Genomic DNA, 17,553 nt, shown 5'->3' with positions numbered 1-17,553 from the left:
TTAGGTTGAATGCCGATGCGAAGGTGGCTCAGGCGGTCGCCTCTTGCGGCCGGCTGAACGTATTTTCCGGGCGCGGCAAACCGAAATGGTCTCTCAGCGTTGCCCCGTCATAGTCGTGCCGGAACAGTCCGCGCTTGCGCAAGATCGGCACCACTTCCTCGGCGAATATGTCGAACCCGCCCTGCAGATAGGGCGGCATGATATTGAAGCCGTCCGCGGCACCATTGTGGAACCATTCCTCGATCTTGTCGGCGACCTGTTCGGGCGTCCCGGCCTGGACCCAATGGCCGCGCGCCCCGGCGAGGCGGTGGAGCAACTGGCGGATGGTTGGATTCTCGCGCTCGATGATGTCGAGTACGACGTGGAAGCGGCTGCTTGCACCACGCTCCCCCTCGACACGGATGAGCTCGCGCGGAAATGGCCCGTCCAGATCGTAGCTGGAAAGGTCGGCGTCTACGATGCGGCGTAGCTGGTCAAGGGAATATTCCGGCTGCGTCAGCTCGTTGAACTCGTCATGCAGCGCGCGGGCTTCCGCCTCGGTGGAACCGATGAAGGGGCTGATGCCGGGCAAGACCTTGACGTGGTCAGGGTTGCGGCCAACCGACTTAACGCGCGTTTTGATGTCGACGTAAAATTCCTGCGCGTTGGCGAGTGTCTGATGTGCTGTGAATATCGCCTCGGCATAGCGGCTTGCGAATGACCGTCCGTCTTGCGACGAACCTGCCTGCACGTAGACCGGACGCCCCTGCGGCGAGCGCGGAAGCGTGAGCGGTCCCTTCACCCGATGGTATTTGCCGATGTGGTTGATTGGGTGGATCTTGTCGGTGTCGGCAAAGATTCCGGACTGCCTGTCCGCGATTAGCGCGTCGTCCTCCCAACTGTCCCAGAGCTTCGTCACCACATCAACGAACTCGCCGGCGCGCTCGTAACGATCGGCGTGGGTTGGATGTCGGTCAAAGCCGAAATTCAAAGCTGCGGACGCGTCGCCCGTCGTGACGATGTTCCAGCCGGCGCGCCCGCCGCTCAGATGATCGACCGAAGCAAACAGCCGGGCCAGATTGTAGGGTTCGTTGTAGGTGGTCGAAGCCGTGGCGATGAAGCCGATGCGTTCCGTCACAGCTGCGAGCGCCGAAATCCATGTCAGCGGCTCCAGCCTGAAGCGGCTTGCGTAGCGAATGTTGTCGGCAAGCGCTGGCCCATCGGCAAAGAACAGCGCGTCGAACTTGCTCGCCTCGGCCTTTTTCGCCAGTTCCTGATAATAGGAGATATCCAGCACTCTCTCAGGGGCGGAATCCTTGTAGCGCCAACCGGCTTCATGATGGCCGCCAGGATAGATGAAAAGGTTGAGGTTCAACTGTCGTGGTTCGGTGGGCATGGGTTGGTCCTCCTGGGAGTGCCTCTGAGCTGCGTCTTCGACCGCTCAGACGGGCAGCACAGGCTTTGTCTCGACGCCGAGATGACGCAGAAGTTGGGAGCGGATCTCGCCGAACCGGCGATCGCCGTGATCGCGTGGCGTGGGGATATCGATCGCGATGTCGGCGGCGATCGCACCGTTGTCGAGCACCAAAACCCGGTCCGCCAGCGTTACGGCTTCGTCCACGTCATGGGTGACCAGCAGAACGGCCGGCTGGTGACGGGCGCAGAGCTGGCGCAGCAGATCGTGCATGCGCAGGCGGGTCAGCGCGTCCAGTGCGCCGAACGGCTCGTCCGCGAGCAGCAGCTCAGGATCACGAACCAGCGAGCGCGCCAATGCCACCCGCTGCTGCTCGCCACCAGAGAGTTCGACCGGCCATGCGTTTTCGCGGCCGCTCAGGCCAACCTCTTCGAGAGCTACCCGTCCGCGTTCGGCGGCGTCCGGCAGGTCGAGGCCAAGAACCACATTCTCCAGCACTCGTTTCCATGGCAACAGCCGGGCATCCTGGAACACCACCGATTTCTTGTCGGGTGTTTCGAGTCGGCCGGAGCCGGAGACTTTGTCGTCGAGATCGGCGAGCGCGCGCAACAATGTACTCTTGCCCGACCCGCTACGGCCGAGAAGGGCGACGAACTCCCCCTTCTCGATGTCGAGGCTGAGGCCGTCGAGGATGGTTCGCGGCCCGAAACTTCTCACAAGGCTCTCGACCCGCACCACCGGCGCGCCGCTCAATCCGCCAAGGTGCGACGCCATGACAGGGACCTTTCCTGGAAGAAGCGGACGATGCCGTCGGAGCCTAGACCGAGCAATGCGTAGACGACGAGGCCGACGATGATGATGTCGGTCTGGCCGTAGTTGCGTGCGAGATCGATCATGTAGCCGATGCCGCTGGTGGCATTGACCTGTTCCACCACCACCAGAGACAGCCAGGCATAGGTCACCGCAAAACGCAGGCCAAGGAAGAACCCTGGAAGGGCGCCGGGCAGGATGACCTGGCGGATGAAGTCGCCGTAGCCCATTCGCAAGGTCTGGGCCAGTTCGACATAACGGCTGTCTATGCTGCGCAAGCTGCTGTGGGTCTGGATATAGATCGGGATCAGGACTGCCAGCGCGATGGTCGTTACTTTCATGCCCTCGCCGATGCCGAACCACAGCATCAGCAGCGGGATCAGAGCGAGCGTCGGTATCGCCCGCTTGATCTGAACAGGGCCGTCGATGATGGCCTCACCAAGCCGCGACAAACCTGAAATGAGAGCAAGGATGGTCCCGATCAGGACACCGAACACCAGCCCCTGTGCTGCCCGCCAGGCAGACGTCATCAAATGATGCTGAAGCTTCTCTTCGGCGATGAGATCGATGGCGGTGCCGACAACCGACCAAGGCGCCGGCAGCGTTCTAGGATCGATCAGACCGGCGATACTGCCGATGGACCAGATCACAAGAAGAAGTGCAGGCCCGATCAGCGCGCCAAATGGGATCGTTCGCCCAAGTGCGAGTCGCCTCGTCCCGGTCTTGCGGGGCTCCACGGCGGGCGGAATCAACAACCTTTCATCCGATGCGGCAGGAAAGGCGGGGGCAACTGTGGCGGTGTTGGAGAATGCGTTCATCGGTGTCGTCTCCGGTCTCGGAAAGCAGGCGTCAGGAGGCGTTCAGCGCGTTTGTGGCGATCGCCTCGAAGCGCCTGTCGAACAGGTCCTCGGCCTTGATCGCGGGCTTGTTCAACTCCTTGGCCAGGAGATCGATCGTCGCCTGCTGGCGCACGATCACGTCGTTCCAGTCGGAGGGGATGTCGAACTGACCATCAGCGTCGACGAGATACTGGCCATCTTCTGTGTTGAGGCCCTGGGTGGTGACGTAGTACCCCTCGATCCACTCCTTGGGATGCTCTTCCACCCAACGGGCGGCTAGCGCCCAGTAGCGCACATATTCGCCGAGAGCGGCTGCTTTGGCCGGGTCCTCAAGCACAGCTTGTGGGGCATAGAGATGGGCTGGATCATCGCGCAAGCCGTGCGGGATGGTGGTAGCGCCGTCGGCGCCATACTGGCGCAGATAGCGTTTGATAAGGACGCCCGAGATCGGCGCGACGTCGACTTGCTTGCCGGAAAGTGCCACCGGATAGGCATCGCCTTTGCTGGGCAGTTCGATGAGATCTACATCCTCCTTTTCCAGGCTGGCGGCCTGCAGGACCCTCAACACCAGCGCGCCCTGTGCCTGACCGGGGCTGAAAGCAATCCGCTTACCGCGCAAATCCGCGAGCGTCTTGACCTCAACTCCCGGTGCAATGCCGAGTTGATAGATCGGGTGCGCAACCGGTTCCTTGCGGAACTTCGCGGCAATGATCTTGACCTTGAGCCCAGTCCAGGTCGCGTGGATGGGTGGAATGTCGGCAACCGATCCGACGTCCAATGCGTTGGCGCGAAAGGCTTCGATTGTCTGTGGGCCGCCGCTGATATTAGCCCATTCGACCTCGAACGGCAGTTGATCGATCAGCCCCGATAATTCCAGCGCCCTTTGCGTCTCGGGATCGCCGATACGAAGGACAGTGCCCGCCGGGATTTTGGTCGGCAGTTTGCCAGCGTCCGGACTACCCGCCTGCGCAATGAGGGGGGAGAAAGAAGCGACCAAGCCTACTGCGAACGCGGTCACGAACCCACCCAATCTCCTTCTTGAAAATCTCTCCACAGCTAACACCATCGTCTTGCTCCAATTTTGGGAAGGCTCCGAATTTCGCTGCCAGTATGTTCAGAGATTTGGTAGACTATAAAAGTATCAGGTGCTGTTCTTTGCCACTCAAAGGAAACGCTGTTCGCCTCGAATGCTCTTTCGGAGCACGCGCCGCCCAACAACAGGCGGCTTAGGACGCTGCAAAGCAGCTGGCGTTTCTGCCGATGCCAACTTGCGTCCGTCGCTAAAAGCGGTCCCTGATGCCCATACGTCTTGCATCGAGCTTCGGCTTGGAACGGCAGGTCCAAAGCGTGAAGCCGCCTAGCAGAAAAATTGCTTTGGCTCCGGTCGTGTAAGAGCAGGCACTATGACCTGCGCCGTGTACCGGCCGTTAGGAACGGCCGGGGTCGCAATCTGCTTTCTCTAACAGAGCGAGGGCCGGCTTCGTAAGGACCGGAAGAGCTACTGTTTCCTTTTCGAAGGATTCCCTGAAAAGTCTTCTGCCTAAACCTCATTATTGTGGTCCAGCCGTCGTATTTTCCAAGGCCAATGCACGGTAGAGTCATAGCACTTTGCCGCCTGCGGCAGAGAAGGCCATGGCAAAGCCGGAACCACGGTAAGACGGCGTAGACCGTCAGGCTCGTCAAAAACTATTCAGAGGGGATCGTCATCATTGATCCGGCGACTGGGAGCCTCGGCCGGTTGAAAAGAGGACGTTGGCAATGGGGCGGCCACGAAATAGCTGGGGTGATCCACGCCACGCATTTGCACGGATCACCTACCAAAAATGGCGGACCGGTCCCGGAATCGAGCCGCCGTCGCGGGTTTTTTGCGGCCGTAGCGGCCTCATTGTCTGCTGTGCGCCTGGCGAAGCGCGCAGCAGATGAGAAACCCTGCGTGCGTCGCGCTGGCGCTGATGGTGCAGCCGGAGATACGGCTGCTCGATGAGCCGTGAGGGGCTCGCGAGGCCATGACCGAGATTTGCATACAGGAAGAACTGGCGCGCATCTGAGCGAGAAAAACGTGATCCTGGTGGACAACGCGTGCCAGCCGGCGCGGGCGTTTCGCGCCTCCGGCGCGGCAATCATTCCTGTGAATCAGGCTTGTTTATATAGCGAAATTTCGACAAAAAGTCGCTCCGACTCGGATCGGGAGAAGGGAGCGGATATGGTCTTTCGATTGAAAGAGCGACTTGGCAAGAAACTTGAGGAAGAAGTGCAATTCTTCAAATGTTGGCAGAAGGATAAGAAAGGTGTGGGCGCACTCATGCCCACGTCGATCCATGCCGCGCGCCGCATGGCTAGTGTGGTCAACCCGCATTCTGGATTGCCGGTTTTGGAGCTTGGTGCCGGGACGGGTGTCATCACCAGGGCCATCCTGGAAAGAGGGATCAAACCGCACCGGTTGACTTCGGTCGAATATTCCAAGGATTTCTATGAAGGCCTGGTGCGACGCTTTCCAGGAGTGGATTTCCGCTTGGGCAATGCGTTTGCCCTGGAAGAAATTCTGGGGGAGCGCCGGGAAAAGTTCGATTGTGTCATAAGCGCAGTGCCGATGTTGAGCTTTCCGATGCAACAGCGCCTCACACTGCTCGAGGATTTGCTTGCACGAATCCCGGCCGGGCGACCTGTGATCCAAATCACCTACGGTCTTCTGTCACCGGTGCTCAAAATGCCCGACCGTTACATCGTTTCTCACTATGATTTCGTGGTTCGCAATGTTCCCCCCGCACAACTCTGGACCTATCGACGAGCAGTGTGAAACCACAGGGGACGCGAGCGACAGGTGGCTTTCGGAATCCTGGTACAGGACTGCAAAGCCGATTGAACTTGGTGCTGTGGCCAGCCATTCGCGCCCTGGCTGGACCGTCTTCCCTTCCGCATTTTCTGAGGATCGATTTGACCGCAGCAGAGAGATGATGTTCGGCTACAAGCATTGAGAGCGGCGAAGCTTGCGCGAACGCCGATGTTTCTCCGGTATTTCCGGAGATGCATTCCTCGAGACGCGCCAGGCGGGACTTCGCAGCGAAGTTCATGTCCGGATTCGAAACGTCGATGGCGTCCTTGAGGTGTGGGCGCTATGAGGTCGCGCTCCAGTTCCGCAATGCGCGCACGCACCTGCCGAGCCTCGTCCTGACGCAACGCCTTGGTCCATCCACGCCCGCGCATCGGTCTTCCTGCCAGCAAAAGCCATGCGGGTTCATCCACCGAGACCTTAATTTCCGGCAAGTTCCAAAGGGCTGCCGACATCGGGATCTGCCAAGGGTCAGGCCTACCGCAATCGGCTATCGAGCTTGCCATTGAAACCGAGCAGTCGCCGCCAGGAAAAGGGACAGCGCGTCACATTTCTGACAGATCGGTCGACATTGGATGCACTGCTTGGCGCGAGCCCCGAAAAAGCCTTTGTCGAAGGAACCATGATGTCCGCTTCCATTGCCCCGCAACCATTTAATCAGCGGAAGAGACTTTTGGTCGTCCAGGCCTTGAGCGTAGCGGCGATTGGCTCGCTGCTATTCTCTCGCCCCGGTTGGGATGAAGCATCTAGCCTTCACGAGGTCATCGAGATGATCGGTTTTGTTCTGATCCTCGTCTGCCTACTCGGGAGGTTGTGGAGCATCCTCTATGTCGGGGGGCGGAAGAACAGCGAGTTGGCACTCAGCGGGCCGTACTCGATCACTCGCAATCCTCTATATCTGTTTTCGACGATCGGGGCATTCGGCATCGGCCTCATGTTCGGATCGTTCATCGTTGCATCCGCTCTGGGGGGGTGCACCTATGCGGTTTTCGGGATGACTGCCCGAAAGGAAGAGACGTTTCTTCGTGACAAATTTGGTTCGGAGTTCGAAGCATATGTGGCAAGGACGCCGCGGTTCTGGCCCAAGCCGTGGCTGCATCAGGACAAGCATCAGCACACGTTCTCCACGAGCGCATTAAGAAGCACATTCTTCGATGCCCTATATTTTCTGGCGATCTTTCCAGCCATCGAAGGCATCGAATACCTCCAGGTAGCTGGCTATCTGCCCACCTTTTTTTGGCTGTTCTGATCCTAAAGACGGAGCAATAAGCCGCCGCGAATAGCCCTCCTGTTAGCCTTTGTAGCGTATACCAGAACCGCGCCTGTTGCGATCAAGGCCAACCCCTGCCCAGTTCGACAACGATGTTCCTTGAGGAATGTCACTCCGAACACCGCCACCAGCACGAGGCTCAGTTTGTCGACAGGGGCAACGCGTGCTGCGTCTCCAAACTGGAGCGCGCGAAAGTAGCAGATCCACGATGCACCACCCGTCGCCACCACGAAGGGTCTTGCAAGGGATTGTTAAGGTCCTCACCCCTCTTGGCGATCACCGGAGCAGACCTGGCATTCCTAAGACGTTGTGACACGGTGGCTTTGTTAGCGCACCGGTATGGTGGGTGTGGTCCTGGACGGAGGCGCGCGTCGCTTCGGGTTTGGCAGGCGATGCACACCGAACCGGCCGAGTGCCAGCGTGCCGTTGTCAAGAACACTTGGAATGCGGCGTGAAATGTCGCGCCAGTGCGAGGGATATTGATAGACGGCTACGGTATCTTCGACCGCGTTGTGGTCGACGGCGCTTTCAGGTTGCACCTCCTCACCCTTCATCTGGACGATTTGCTTCTTGGGCTCAAGGATCGTCGTGCGGCCATGCAGGATCATGGCCACCTTCCGGTAGTTGGAGATGTAGACCGGCCGCTCCGGTTCGTCCGCTTCGATCAGGTCGTCGCCGAAAAAGCGGCTGCGATAGCTAGCCTGCAGCAGGGCAAGCAGCGACGGCGCAATATCCACCTGGCTCGCCAGCCGATTGATCCGGCGGGGCTCGACAAAGCCCTGCGACCAGATGATGCACGGTATGTGGTATTTGTTCATGTCGAGCTCGACCTTGCCTGCGACGCTCGCCGTATGATCGGCGACAAAGACAAAAACGGTATCCCTGAACCACGGTTTCGCCGATGCCTTCTTGACCAGTTCCCCGATCGCGTAGTCGGAATATTTGACCGCCCCGTCGCGCCCGCCCGGCGATGGGATGTCTATGGCGCCAGCTGGATAGGTAAAGGGCCGGTGGTTTGACGTGTTCATGACGAAGCTGAAGAAGTTCTTGCCGGCTTTCGCCGAGGCGTCGGCTTGGCGGATCACCTCGTCATAGAGATCCTCATCGCTAACGCCCCACGCATTGGCGAAATGCACATCGCCTGCCGCCATCGTAGCGCGGTCGACTATACCGAAGCCGTTACCGGAAAAGAACGCGTTCATGTTGTCGAAATAGCCGTAGCCGCCATAGAGGAAGCGCGTATCATAGCCCGAATCCTGGAACACCGAGCCAATGGTGAAGAGATTGTCGTTGCCGGGGCGACGCAGGATCGATTGCCCCGGGTCGGCGGGACTGAAAGCGCGATCGCTTCAAGCCCGCGCACGGTGCGCGTGCCGGTCGCCCGCATTTCAGTGAAAAGCAGGCCTTCAGACGCCAGCCGGTCAAGGTTCGGTGTCAGTCTTTTCGGATTGCCGAACGTGCCCATGAACTCCGCACTCATGCTTTCCATGCCGACCAGGATGACGTTCTTGCGCAGCATCGGCCCCTCGGCTCGAATGTCACGCGTGATGTCGTTTAAATCGGTGCTTTCGAACGGCTCGTGATCTTCCGCTAAAAGGTCGCGTGTCCGTTCGGCCGCCTGTTTCTCGGGTATGGTCCGATAGAAATTCGCGAAATCGATCTCATTCGAGAAGAAGGCGCTAATCAAACCATAGAGTCCGTTGCCCCCGAGTTCGCGGGCGATCGCGCTCGGCATCGGCCGTGTGATCGAATCGGGCGTCACCAACACGCCGGCGGCGGCCATTCCCGTTATCGTCGCAAAGACCGCCAGCCGCTTCATGAACGGCGGATGCGGCGCGAAGCCTGCCTTCACCTGGCGGCGGAGCAGATAGGCCCCGCCGACCGCCAACAGGCCGATGCCGGCAAGCAGCGGCACGACCGGATAGCTCTCCATAAAGTTCTGGATCACTTCCTGCGTGTACACGAGGTAGTCGACCGCGATGAAATTGAAGCGCGTCGTGAATTCGTCCCAGAAGAAATACTCGCTGACCCCCTGCACGACCATCAGAAACAGGAAGATTGCGAAGACCGAGAGCCCAACTGCGCGGTCAAACCGCTTTCCGGCCCACGAAACTGGCAGGAGCAGCGGGAAGAGGCGAAAGACCACGAGGATTGGAAGCAGCGTGACGATATCGAACCAGAAGCGTCGTTGGCCTTGGTGCCGGTGCCATGCGCGTTCAGGTATTCCAAGTCCTCGGGATTCAGTGCCGCATCGGCAAGGCAGGCGCGCATCGCGTCCTCCGGCCCGTGAATTGCCGGCGCGGCGATGTGGGAGGCATCGGCAGACAGGCCGATGCCGGCGACCTCGGCAAGAATCGTTGCACCGCGGGCGGTAGCATGCTCATAGCTTTCCAGTACAGCCATGCCCGCACCCTCGCCCAGCACCAAGCCCTTCCGGTCGGCGGAGAAGGGCCGGCAAGTATCCGGAGCGAGCACGCGCATTGCTTCCCATGCCTTCACCACGATAAACACGAACGGCGCGTCGCTGCCTCCCGCAAGCATCACGTCGGCCCGGCCGTACCTGATCTGGTCTACGGCCGAGGCGATCGCATGATTGCCCGATGCACAGGCGGAGGTGACGCCGAAGACCGGCCCGCGCAGGCCGAGGCTCATGCTGACTTGGCACGCAGCCGCGCTCGGCATCGCCTTTACTCCGGTGAACAGATCAGTGCGGGACGCTCCGCCCAAAAGGAGGGCGCGGTAGGCTTTTTCAGTCGCATCGTAGCCGCCGAAGCCGACGCCCACTGACGCGCCGAAGCGATGGGCATTGCCTTCAGCGCAGGAGAGTCCGGCCTGTCGCATGGCTTCGCGCGCTGCAAGCACGGCAAGCAGGCTGAAGCGGTCCATGGAGAGAGCTGCCGGCGGGCGCTGCCGCCGGACCGGCCGCGGCCGGCCCAGCAGTCGTTTGCCGGCGCCAGTGTGCCGATCGTCATCGATGCGGATCTGACGCGGGGTCTGAGGCGGCTGAGCCGACGGCATGGCACGACGTTGTTCATGACGGTGCTGGCGGCCTGGGCGGCGGTACTGTCGCGTCTGTCGGGGCAGGACGACCTTGTGATCGGTGTTCCGAGCGCCAATCGAGGCCGGCGCGAGATCGAAGAATTGATCGGCTTCCTCGTCAACACCCTGGCGCTTCGGCTGGACCTGTCCGGCGAGCCGAGCGTGTCGGAGCTTCTGGAGCGGACGCGGCGCACGGCGCTGGCAGCGCAGGAGCATCAGGACCTGCCGTTCGAGCAGGTCGTCGAGAAAAACCGATTGTTTCGATGAGCGCATCTACGGTATGAATGCGGGCCGTCGAAGCCGATTTAAAGAACCGAACCCAGACTCCATACAAATCGCGCAACGCGCCTGCACCCGACCCTCAACCTGCTTAAGAGTAACTGGACGGCCGGCGATGCGATCGCCCCATCGGAATTGCCCGACGAGGCAGGGGCGAGATGAGCCGATTGTCCGGAAGAGATCAGGTCGGGCTTGAGAGCTTGCTGGCCTGGGTGGCTGCTGCTCCAGATGGTTCCATTCGGCAGCGTGCTCGTTCTGATCTGGCGGCCCAGCTGCGCTTGTAAAGTTCGTCTGCTCGGCGGGCACGCAGCAATGCCGATCGACATCAAGGACGCGGTCAAAGCGGATCTTCCGCACATCGCCATAGATTGCACAAGGGCGGCGGCAGGATGGTGAACAACGGCCACACCATCCAAGTCAACCTGCCGCAAGGCAGCACCCTCGCCCGCGGGGATCGTGTTTATGAGCTGCTACAGTTTCATTTCCATGCGCCAAGCGAGCACCACGTCGCGGGCAAGAGCTTCCCGATGAAAGCGCATTTTGTCCATAAGGACCGCAACAGCGATACTCTGGGTCTGCTGGGCCTGTTTCTGGCGCCAGGCGCGACAAATGCCAGCTTCGCCAGCCTTGCCGCAGCATTTTCCGTAATCCCAGGTGAGGAAACAGCGGTCGACGAGGCCGACCCCAACGCGCTTCTACCGGCTTCGCTTGGCTACTGGACATATGAGGGATCATTGACGACGCCGCCACGCACCGAAAACGTCGAGTGGATGGTCGCGACGGAACCGGTTGAGGTCGACCCAGCGGACATCGAGCGATTTACCTCACTCTATCCTTTGAACGCGGCCTATCCGCCGCACCACTGCGCCCAACCACGCAGCGGTGGCCGGTGACAAGATGCGTTTGCCCTCCAGCGAAACCACTGCCTGTCAGTTTGATCGAGCGTGATTCCGCGTTGCGCGATTTTGCATGGGGCTGGTTCGGTTCTTAATCGCATTTGATGGTCCGCATTCATACCGTAGATGCACTCATCGAAACGATCGATTTTACGAAGAATAACGAACATGAAAAAGGCGTTGCTCAGGACGTTTTGAGGACGATCAGCGGCATGAAGTACAGAGCGGACATCAGCGGTCTACGGGCCGTCGCCGTTGTTCCTGTTGTCCTGTATCATGCTGGCTTTTCAGCGGTCAGCGGCGGGTTCGTTGGGGTCGACATCTTCTTTGTGATCTCCGGCTTCCTGATAACGTCCGACATCATCGAGCGGACAGAGAGAGGCGAATTCTCGCTGCTGGACTTCTATCACCGCCGCGTTCGACGGATTTTCCCCGCCCTCTCCGCGATGCTCGCCGCCTGTTTTGCGATGGCGTGGTTTGTGTTGCCGCCGGGAGAGTTCATTGGGTTCGGCAACAGCGCCATCGCCGCCGCGATTTCCTTCAGCAACTTCTTTTTTTACCGCAACACCAACTATTTCACTGAAGCCGCGAACTCGCTCCCGCTCCTGCACACATGGTCGCTGGCTGTCGAGGAGCAGTTTTACTTGCTGTGGCCTTTGGCAGTCATACTCATGATGCGATGGCTGAGACCGTGGGCGTCGTCAATCATCGTCGCAGCGCTATTCGTCATGTCCATCTACGCCGCTGAGCACTGGCTCCAGAGCGACCCGCCCTTTGTATTCTACATGCTTCCGACGCGCGCTTGGGAACTGCTCGCGGGCGGGCTGATCGCGCTGCCCGTGGCCAAGGCAATGAAGCCAAACCAAACGATTGCGGAACTCCTCGCTGCCTCGGGTCTGGCGCTCATCACCGCTTCACTTTTCCTGATCGATCAAGATACGCCATTTCGTGGCCTCCACGCGCTTGCTCCCTGCATTGGAGCGGCGCTCATCATCGCCGCCGGCTTTCACCGCGAAACAATGGTCTCAAAAGCGCTGTCGATCGGCCCTGCCGGCTTCATCGGCCTGACTTCCTACTCGCTCTACCTCTGGCACTGGCCGTTGCTGGTCTTTGCTGGCATCTATCAAAATCGCGAGTTGCTCGTCTCTGAACGTGCCGCTGTCGTAATGGCCGCGCTGCTCGTCTCAGCTCTCTCATGGCGCTTTGTCGAGCGCCCGTTCCGCCGGAGAGCTACAGGTTGGACGTGGCTGGTACCGACCGCCGGCGCAACAGCTGCGGTGTGCTGTCTATCCCTGGCTATCATCAACAGCTCCGGCTTCCCCAGTCGGGGCCCTGATGGCGGCCCGTCTGTTCAAGCACTCAGAGCGGAGAGGGCCAAGTTCGAAGCATCTTCCTGCCTCGAGCGTGGCGGGCTCATCCCCAAAACGGGCGAATGCCTCCTCGGCTCCGGCAATATCGCTCCGACGATCGTTTTGTGGGGCGATTCTCAGGCTGCCCATCTTGCCCCTTCTTTAAGCGAGGCCGCCCGGACCACAGGCGTGCGCGTCAGACAGATTACAAAAGCGGGGTGCGCTCCTTTCCCCAACATGACGATGCTTCCCGCCAGTCCATTGACAGCGGATTGCCCGGCCTTCAATTCGTCCGCGCTCCAATCGGTGCTTGCCGATCGCAACGTCACACTCGTGATCCTAGCAGGCCGCTGGAACACCTACTCGGGGCGTGGAGGCAGCTTCCTTTCGAAGGATGGAAGCTGGCCTTCGCGGGAGGCTTCCAAAGCGAACTTCACGTCCGCCATTAAAGAGACCGCGGCCGCACTGGCGACCCGTGGCATCAAGACCGCCGTGGTTGGACCAGCCCCAGAACCGCCCACCGATGTGCTGACTTGCCTTATCCGTGCGGACTTTATGAATGGCGATGCGCCGTGCTCCACCATGCCGGCCGAGAGGTCTTGGCAGAACAATCAAATCCTCGCGGATCTGCTGCCACGAACTGTACAATTCGTTCCGATAGTCCAAGCTTTGTGTGGGCAGGAAAAGTGCCCGCTGAAATCAGGTGAAGACGTCTTCTACCTCGACGCGATCCACCTTTCGCGGGCGAGCCGGCATATCCTCGCCCCCATTTTCGCTAAGGTCATCTCTTCGCCGGCCATGGATCTGGAGTAAGTCAGGCTTCTCCGGGGGAAAGGATCGCGCGCATGGCCGCGGTGCAGCGCGGGCTAACCCTCAGCAAGGACTGCAGCGAAGTATTCGTCATGGTATCTCCCGTCAGTGCTCTGCTGCAGCCACGACCTTGAGCCTGATTGATTGGGGTCCAACGGCAGAGTTATGCGGCTCGACAGCACCGTCACCGCCGCACCCATCCATGCCCAATTACCAGCAGCATTCTGTGGACGCAGTGCGGGTATGGTTCGCTCTTCCCGTGCGAGCGCAGAAAGAGGGCGCGGACGACAATGCCGCCCCAAACTGGCCGAGTCCACCTTCAGCAGCTCGAACTCACCCGCATTGGGCTATGTGGAGCACGCAGCGGCGCTATTGCCCCTGACAACTGGGCCAGCCATGGAACAGTGGCAGGGCATGGTCCGCCACGGCGGGTGTTGGCCGGCGGCAACGGCTCCGAACTCGGGCTGCCGAGCTGACACGCCTCTCTTTCTCGACTTACGCCACCTACGAAGCCGTGCTTTGATTGCGTCGAGCAGCGTCCCTGCGGGCCCTTGATCTCCGTGCCGAATCATCTCCCGCGAGCAGAACCCCAGCACTGAAGAAGTGGGGCATATTCCCGGCCGCGCCGCGTGCAGATTGGCTCCGAGGAGCTTTGCGCCATCGCGATGTTTCTCCCGATGGCATCAGGTCACCCAGGGGAGTAAAGCTTTGAACGGCATTGCTCAGGTGCCTGGTCAATCGGTGCGGGCAATGCGATGGGCTTGCTTTCGTTTTGAGTAACAGTGGGCTGTGCAGTTACTGCAGCCTGGGGTTCATTTAGGATTTCGACGGTAATGCTTTGCTTGATTGGCGGGGGCAGCGATTCCCTGGTCGGAAAAAATCCAACGGCTAAGATGGCGATCAGGTGCAGCGTCACCGAAATTGCAAGGCTCGGTGCTATTGCGTTAGGAACATGCCGGCCATTTTTTCCCTGCATCGGCAAAGCTATAGCTCTGATGGCCGTGGGCCTGGACCAAACCCAAATCGACTAAAATGCTCTTTGCCGCTTCCGAATAAAACCGAGAAGATGGGCCTCCGATGCATCACGCTCGCGTTCACCATCAGCCTATTCCACAACATGTAGCGACTGTTCTGTCGCCCGATATCGTTGCACGACGTCTGCGACGATGTTCTTGCTGATACCAAGGTCGCGGGCTATCCAGCGGTAGCTCCGCCCTTCATCAATAAGTGCCAGGACCTTGGGCGCGAGTCGGTCGGATTTAGGTCGGACTCCGATCTGTCTTCCCAATTTCCTCCCCCGCGCCTTTGCTGCGGCGAGACCCGATTTGACCCGTTCACTGATGAGATCACGCTCGAAGTCGGCAATGCCGGAGAGCAATGTCGCCATCATTCGGCCATGTGGGGACGACAAATCGAAGGCCATACCGTCATGGCGATGACGGAAACTTTCCAGCTTTCCAGTTCGCGCAGCGTGTTGAGGAGGTCGATCGTCGAGCGACCCATCGAGAAAGCTCGGTCACGAGGATGGCATCGATTTGCCTCGACTGCGCCAGCGCCATGACCTTTTTGCGTTCGGCCCGATCGAGCTTCGCGCCGGAACCTGTCTCTTTGAATAACGCACATCCCGTTCGCAGTTAATGATCGTAGTCAAGATGGGCAGAGTTATTTCGAGGTCGGGCTCAACGCGGCAAAAGCGACCCCAAACAGCAAGGTCTTAAGCGAAGGAGAGCAGCGCGCGCTCGCCCTGGCCTGCTTCTAGCCGAGGTCGGAGGAGACACATCGCGTCAAGGCATGATCATCGACGACCCCGTGTCATCTCTTGACCATGTTCGGATCAGGCGGGTCTGATCGCGTGCTAACACCCGAGGAGGCCAGTGCAGAGGTCATCAAGACTCTGGTGTGGCCCGTCGTGATCTTCCGGAAATGGAAATCGAGGGTGCGGTTATCACCATTCCAGCGGCATTCAACCAGATGCAATCAGAGGCCACGATGAGGGCCGCAAGGATGGCAGGGCTCAATCGGATATCGCTGCTGCAGGAGCCGATCGCGGCGGCGATGGCCGCCAAGCCCGCCTCGAAAGGCGGCTTGTACCTTCGTGCCTGAGATCGTGGAAATGCAGATCTTCGATTTTCAAGTCGCGGCAGGCTCGTCGGAAGGCGGTTCCGGCTGATCTCCCGTTGTAAGGCGTTGTAAGGGAACACGGCGCTTGCACCACTCACGGACGCCGCTCCTCCGGAATCGAGCGTGCGTCGTAGCCGCTGACGTTGAGCAGCGGGATACGCATGTGATTCCTCTTTTTTGTGGCGGGCCTTTGCGGCCTCGGAGGAACCCGCCTGGCCGTAGCGACTTGTAGAGCGAGATTATTCATGGGACACTGTCTAGCCGCGGGCCGACGCCCATAATGGCGGGCTCGGCCGAAAGCAGCTTCTTCGCCGCTGCCCTGACCTGGTCGAGCGTCACCTGCTCGATGAGGGCCGGGCGGCGCTGGATGTAGTCTATGCCGCGCTTGTCGAGCTGCAGCCTGAGAAGCGTGGCTGAGATCGCCCTGGAGGAACCAAGATTGCTGATAGCATAGGCCCCGATCAGATACTTCTTGCTCGCTTCGAGCTCGGCCGCTGTTGGCCCGGTGTCCACCAGCTCCTTGATTACTCGTCTTATCAGGTCGAGTGTCTCCGCCGCCCTGTCGGCGCGCGTCGACGTGGCCACGACAAGCGTGTTGGAATGCTGATAGCCTTCCAAGCTAGAGGAGACACCGTAGGCAAGGCCGCGCTTTTCGCGCACTTCCTGGAACAGACGGGAGGTAAATGGCGAGCCTCCGAGTATATCGTTTATCAGCTGCGCGGCATAGAATTCCGGGTCGCTTCGTCCGATGCCAGGAAAAGCCAGCTGGAGCGAAGTCTGGGGCAGGGCGTATGCGACCAACGTCCACTGGCCGAGCTTCGGGGTGACATCAGGTACCTGGGCGAGCGCCTGCTTCTGAGGCAAATCGCCGAACAACTGGTCGAGCCTTGCACTCAGGGCTTTGGCATCGATGTCGCCGACAACCGCCACGTGCAGCCCCTCGCGGGCGAAAGCGGCCTTGTGGAAGGCGCTTAGATCGGCGGGCGTTATGCGGGCCAGGCTTTCCTTGGTGCCCTCGGGCGGCCTCGAATACGGATGCGCGCCGTAGAGCCTGCGCCGCCATGCATCCCTGCCGATGGCGTGAGGTTCGCGCTCGTTGGCGATGATGCCGGAGAGAAGCTGAGCGCGGGTTCGGTCAAAGGGTTCCTGATCGAAGCGGGGCCTGTTCAACGCGAGCCTGATGAGATCGAAAGCGGCGTCCTGGCGCTGGGAAAGCATGCGCACCGAGCCATAGATGCCGTCAGGCCGCGCGTGGAAGCTCATCTCAGCGCCGGCATCATCGAGCCGCACCTGAAAGGTGTCGCCGTCGTGATCGCCTGCGCCCTCGTCGAACAAGCCGGTCATCAAATTGACAAGCCCCTCCTTATCGGCCGGGTCCTGGCTGGTGCCGCCGTCGAACACGAACTGGAGCGTGACGATCGGCAGCGTATGGTCTTCCACCAGCCAGGCGGTAATGCCCTTTGACGAGGTCACCTCCTGGACGCTCATGGCCGCACGAGCGGAAAGCGCCGGCAGAACGAGGAAGAAAATAGCAAGGCAAAGGACAGCCAGCAAGGTGACGAGGCGCACGGCCCTCCCTTCTCTAACGGGAGAGGGCAATGCTTGTGCAATGGCGCTGCGGAGTTGGTTTGTCATCGGGTCAATTGTCCTTGGGCAAGAGATAACCAGTGGTCGAATGGTCGGACACGAGGTAGCGGGCGGCAACGGCCTTAACCTGATCGGCGGTGACCTTGCGGATGCGATCGGGCCATTCCTCGACGTCTTTCACACTGCCGCCGGTGGCAAGCGTGGAGCCATACATGTCGGCGATGGAACTCTGCTCGTCGTGGGCGAAAATTACCGAGCGGACGAAACGATCCTTGGCCTTCTCCAGCTCGCCCGATGTGACGCCCTCGCTGGCGATGCGGGCGACCTCGG

General features: G+C 60.1%; 14 protein-coding genes and 3 pseudogenes. 6 read left to right on the top strand and 11 right to left on the bottom strand.

The genetic code is table 11. The features are described 5' to 3' along the window. Positions 1-28 precede the first annotated feature (28 nt). The 4 genes from AC0L17_RS25895 to AC0L17_RS25880 are packed head-to-tail and all read right to left on the bottom strand — an operon-like array spanning position 29 to position 4,105. Positions 29-1,375, bottom strand: coding sequence for an LLM class flavin-dependent oxidoreductase (locus AC0L17_RS25895; protein ID WP_473517893.1), 1,347 nt, complete (start codon positions 1,373-1,375; stop codon positions 29-31). A 45-nt stretch (positions 1,376-1,420) separates the two neighbouring features. Beyond that, positions 1,421-2,167: an ABC transporter ATP-binding protein gene (locus AC0L17_RS25890; protein WP_473517892.1), complete on the bottom strand. Its 747-nt coding sequence runs from the start codon at positions 2,165-2,167 to the stop codon at positions 1,421-1,423. Next, positions 2,143-3,021 (bottom strand): ABC transporter permease, encoded by an 879-nt coding sequence (locus AC0L17_RS25885; RefSeq protein WP_473517891.1) that lies wholly within the window; start codon positions 3,019-3,021, stop codon positions 2,143-2,145. Before AC0L17_RS25885 ends, AC0L17_RS25890 begins: the two co-directional genes overlap by 25 nt. A 31-nt stretch (positions 3,022-3,052) precedes the next feature. Continuing rightward, positions 3,053-4,105, bottom strand: a complete 1,053-nt coding sequence (locus AC0L17_RS25880) for an ABC transporter substrate-binding protein (protein WP_473517930.1) — start codon at positions 4,103-4,105, stop codon at positions 3,053-3,055. Positions 4,106-5,245: 1,140 nt separating this feature from the next. Here AC0L17_RS25880 and pmtA point away from each other — a divergent pair. Then, a complete protein-coding gene (pmtA, locus tag AC0L17_RS25875) occupies positions 5,246-5,839 on the top strand; it encodes a phospholipid N-methyltransferase PmtA (protein ID WP_473517929.1) in 594 nt (197 codons plus the stop codon). A gap of 532 nt (positions 5,840-6,371) precedes the next feature. Beyond that, positions 6,372-7,121 carry a methyltransferase family protein gene (locus tag AC0L17_RS25870; protein ID WP_473517890.1) on the top strand — a complete coding sequence of 250 codons (750 nt, stop codon included), beginning with the start codon at positions 6,372-6,374 and terminating at the stop codon, positions 7,119-7,121. A 2-nt stretch (positions 7,122-7,123) separates the two neighbouring features. Here the strand turns inward: AC0L17_RS25870 and AC0L17_RS25865 are convergent. The 4 genes and pseudogenes from AC0L17_RS25865 to AC0L17_RS25850 form a co-directional block, all read right to left on the bottom strand. Further along, positions 7,124-7,375 (bottom strand): annotated as a pseudogene (locus tag AC0L17_RS25865) (EamA family transporter); the annotation flags it as partial. Positions 7,376-7,468: 93 nt separating this feature from the next. Further along, positions 7,469-8,407, bottom strand: coding sequence for an LTA synthase family protein (locus tag AC0L17_RS25860; protein WP_473517889.1), 939 nt, complete (start codon positions 8,405-8,407; stop codon positions 7,469-7,471). Further along, a complete protein-coding gene (locus AC0L17_RS25855) occupies positions 8,341-9,186 on the bottom strand; it encodes an LTA synthase family protein (protein ID WP_473517888.1) in 846 nt (281 codons plus the stop codon). The genes AC0L17_RS25860 and AC0L17_RS25855 overlap by 67 nt, the downstream gene beginning before the upstream one ends. A gap of 140 nt (positions 9,187-9,326) precedes the next feature. Continuing rightward, a pseudogene (locus AC0L17_RS25850) lies at positions 9,327-10,034 on the bottom strand (beta-ketoacyl-[acyl-carrier-protein] synthase family protein); the annotation flags it as partial. Between the two features lie 66 nt (positions 10,035-10,100). Between AC0L17_RS25850 and AC0L17_RS25845 the strand changes: the two are divergent. The 3 genes and pseudogenes from AC0L17_RS25845 (at position 10,101) to AC0L17_RS25835 (ending at position 13,518) form a co-directional block, all read left to right on the top strand. Continuing rightward, complete coding sequence (locus AC0L17_RS25845; RefSeq protein WP_473517887.1) at positions 10,101-10,448, top strand: condensation domain-containing protein; 348 nt, start codon at positions 10,101-10,103, stop codon at positions 10,446-10,448. A 301-nt stretch (positions 10,449-10,749) separates the two neighbouring features. Then, positions 10,750-11,353 (top strand): annotated as a pseudogene (locus AC0L17_RS25840) (carbonic anhydrase); the annotation flags it as partial. A gap of 107 nt (positions 11,354-11,460) precedes the next feature. Beyond that, positions 11,461-13,518, top strand: coding sequence for an acyltransferase family protein (locus tag AC0L17_RS25835; protein ID WP_473517886.1), 2,058 nt, complete (start codon positions 11,461-11,463; stop codon positions 13,516-13,518). Positions 13,519-14,620: 1,102 nt separating this feature from the next. On the opposite strand, the gene AC0L17_RS25830 is transcribed toward AC0L17_RS25835, so the two are convergent. Then, entirely contained in the window at positions 14,621-14,902 is a 282-nt protein-coding gene (locus AC0L17_RS25830; protein WP_473517885.1) for a recombinase family protein, read from the bottom strand. 536 nt (positions 14,903-15,438) lie between these two features. Between AC0L17_RS25830 and AC0L17_RS25825 the strand changes: the two genes are divergently transcribed. Then, positions 15,439-15,618: an Hsp70 family protein gene (locus tag AC0L17_RS25825; protein WP_065006821.1), complete on the top strand. Its 180-nt coding sequence runs from the start codon at positions 15,439-15,441 to the stop codon at positions 15,616-15,618. A 261-nt stretch (positions 15,619-15,879) separates the two neighbouring features. Here AC0L17_RS25825 and AC0L17_RS25820 read toward each other — a convergent pair whose 3' ends face one another. Together AC0L17_RS25820 and AC0L17_RS25815 are read right to left on the bottom strand one after the other, a co-directional pair. Then, a complete protein-coding gene (locus AC0L17_RS25820) occupies positions 15,880-17,271 on the bottom strand; it encodes a M16 family metallopeptidase (RefSeq protein WP_473517884.1) in 1,392 nt (463 codons plus the stop codon). 4 nt (positions 17,272-17,275) lie between these two features. Continuing rightward, positions 17,276-17,553 (bottom strand): M16 family metallopeptidase (locus tag AC0L17_RS25815; protein WP_473517883.1); only part of this gene is annotated, 278 nt, incomplete at its 5' end.

It is taken from the genome of Mesorhizobium sp. WSM4829 (assembly GCF_055811475.1).
Note: the sequence above shows the minus strand (reverse complement) of the source record. Positions and strands in the feature narration are given on the sequence as shown.

Excerpts from the sequence above, each read along its gene's own strand:
- pmtA (WP_473517929.1), top strand. The coding sequence starts at position 5,246 with ATGGTCTTTCGATTGAAAGAGCGACTTGGCAAGAAACTTGAGGAAGAA.
- AC0L17_RS25825 (WP_065006821.1), top strand. The coding sequence starts at position 15,439 with ATGGAAATCGAGGGTGCGGTTATCACCATTCCAGCGGCATTCAACCAG.
- AC0L17_RS25895 (WP_473517893.1), bottom strand. The coding sequence starts at position 1,375 with ATGCCCACCGAACCACGACAGTTGAACCTCAACCTTTTCATCTATCCT.
- AC0L17_RS25890 (WP_473517892.1), bottom strand. The coding sequence starts at position 2,167 with ATGGCGTCGCACCTTGGCGGATTGAGCGGCGCGCCGGTGGTGCGGGTC.
- AC0L17_RS25835 (WP_473517886.1), top strand. The coding sequence starts at position 11,461 with ATGGTCCGCATTCATACCGTAGATGCACTCATCGAAACGATCGATTTT.
- AC0L17_RS25830 (WP_473517885.1), bottom strand. The coding sequence starts at position 14,902 with ATGGCGACATTGCTCTCCGGCATTGCCGACTTCGAGCGTGATCTCATC.
- AC0L17_RS25820 (WP_473517884.1), bottom strand. The coding sequence starts at position 17,271 with ATGACAAACCAACTCCGCAGCGCCATTGCACAAGCATTGCCCTCTCCC.
- AC0L17_RS25885 (WP_473517891.1), bottom strand. The coding sequence starts at position 3,021 with ATGAACGCATTCTCCAACACCGCCACAGTTGCCCCCGCCTTTCCTGCC.
- AC0L17_RS25855 (WP_473517888.1), bottom strand. The coding sequence starts at position 9,186 with ATGGTCGTGCAGGGGGTCAGCGAGTATTTCTTCTGGGACGAATTCACG.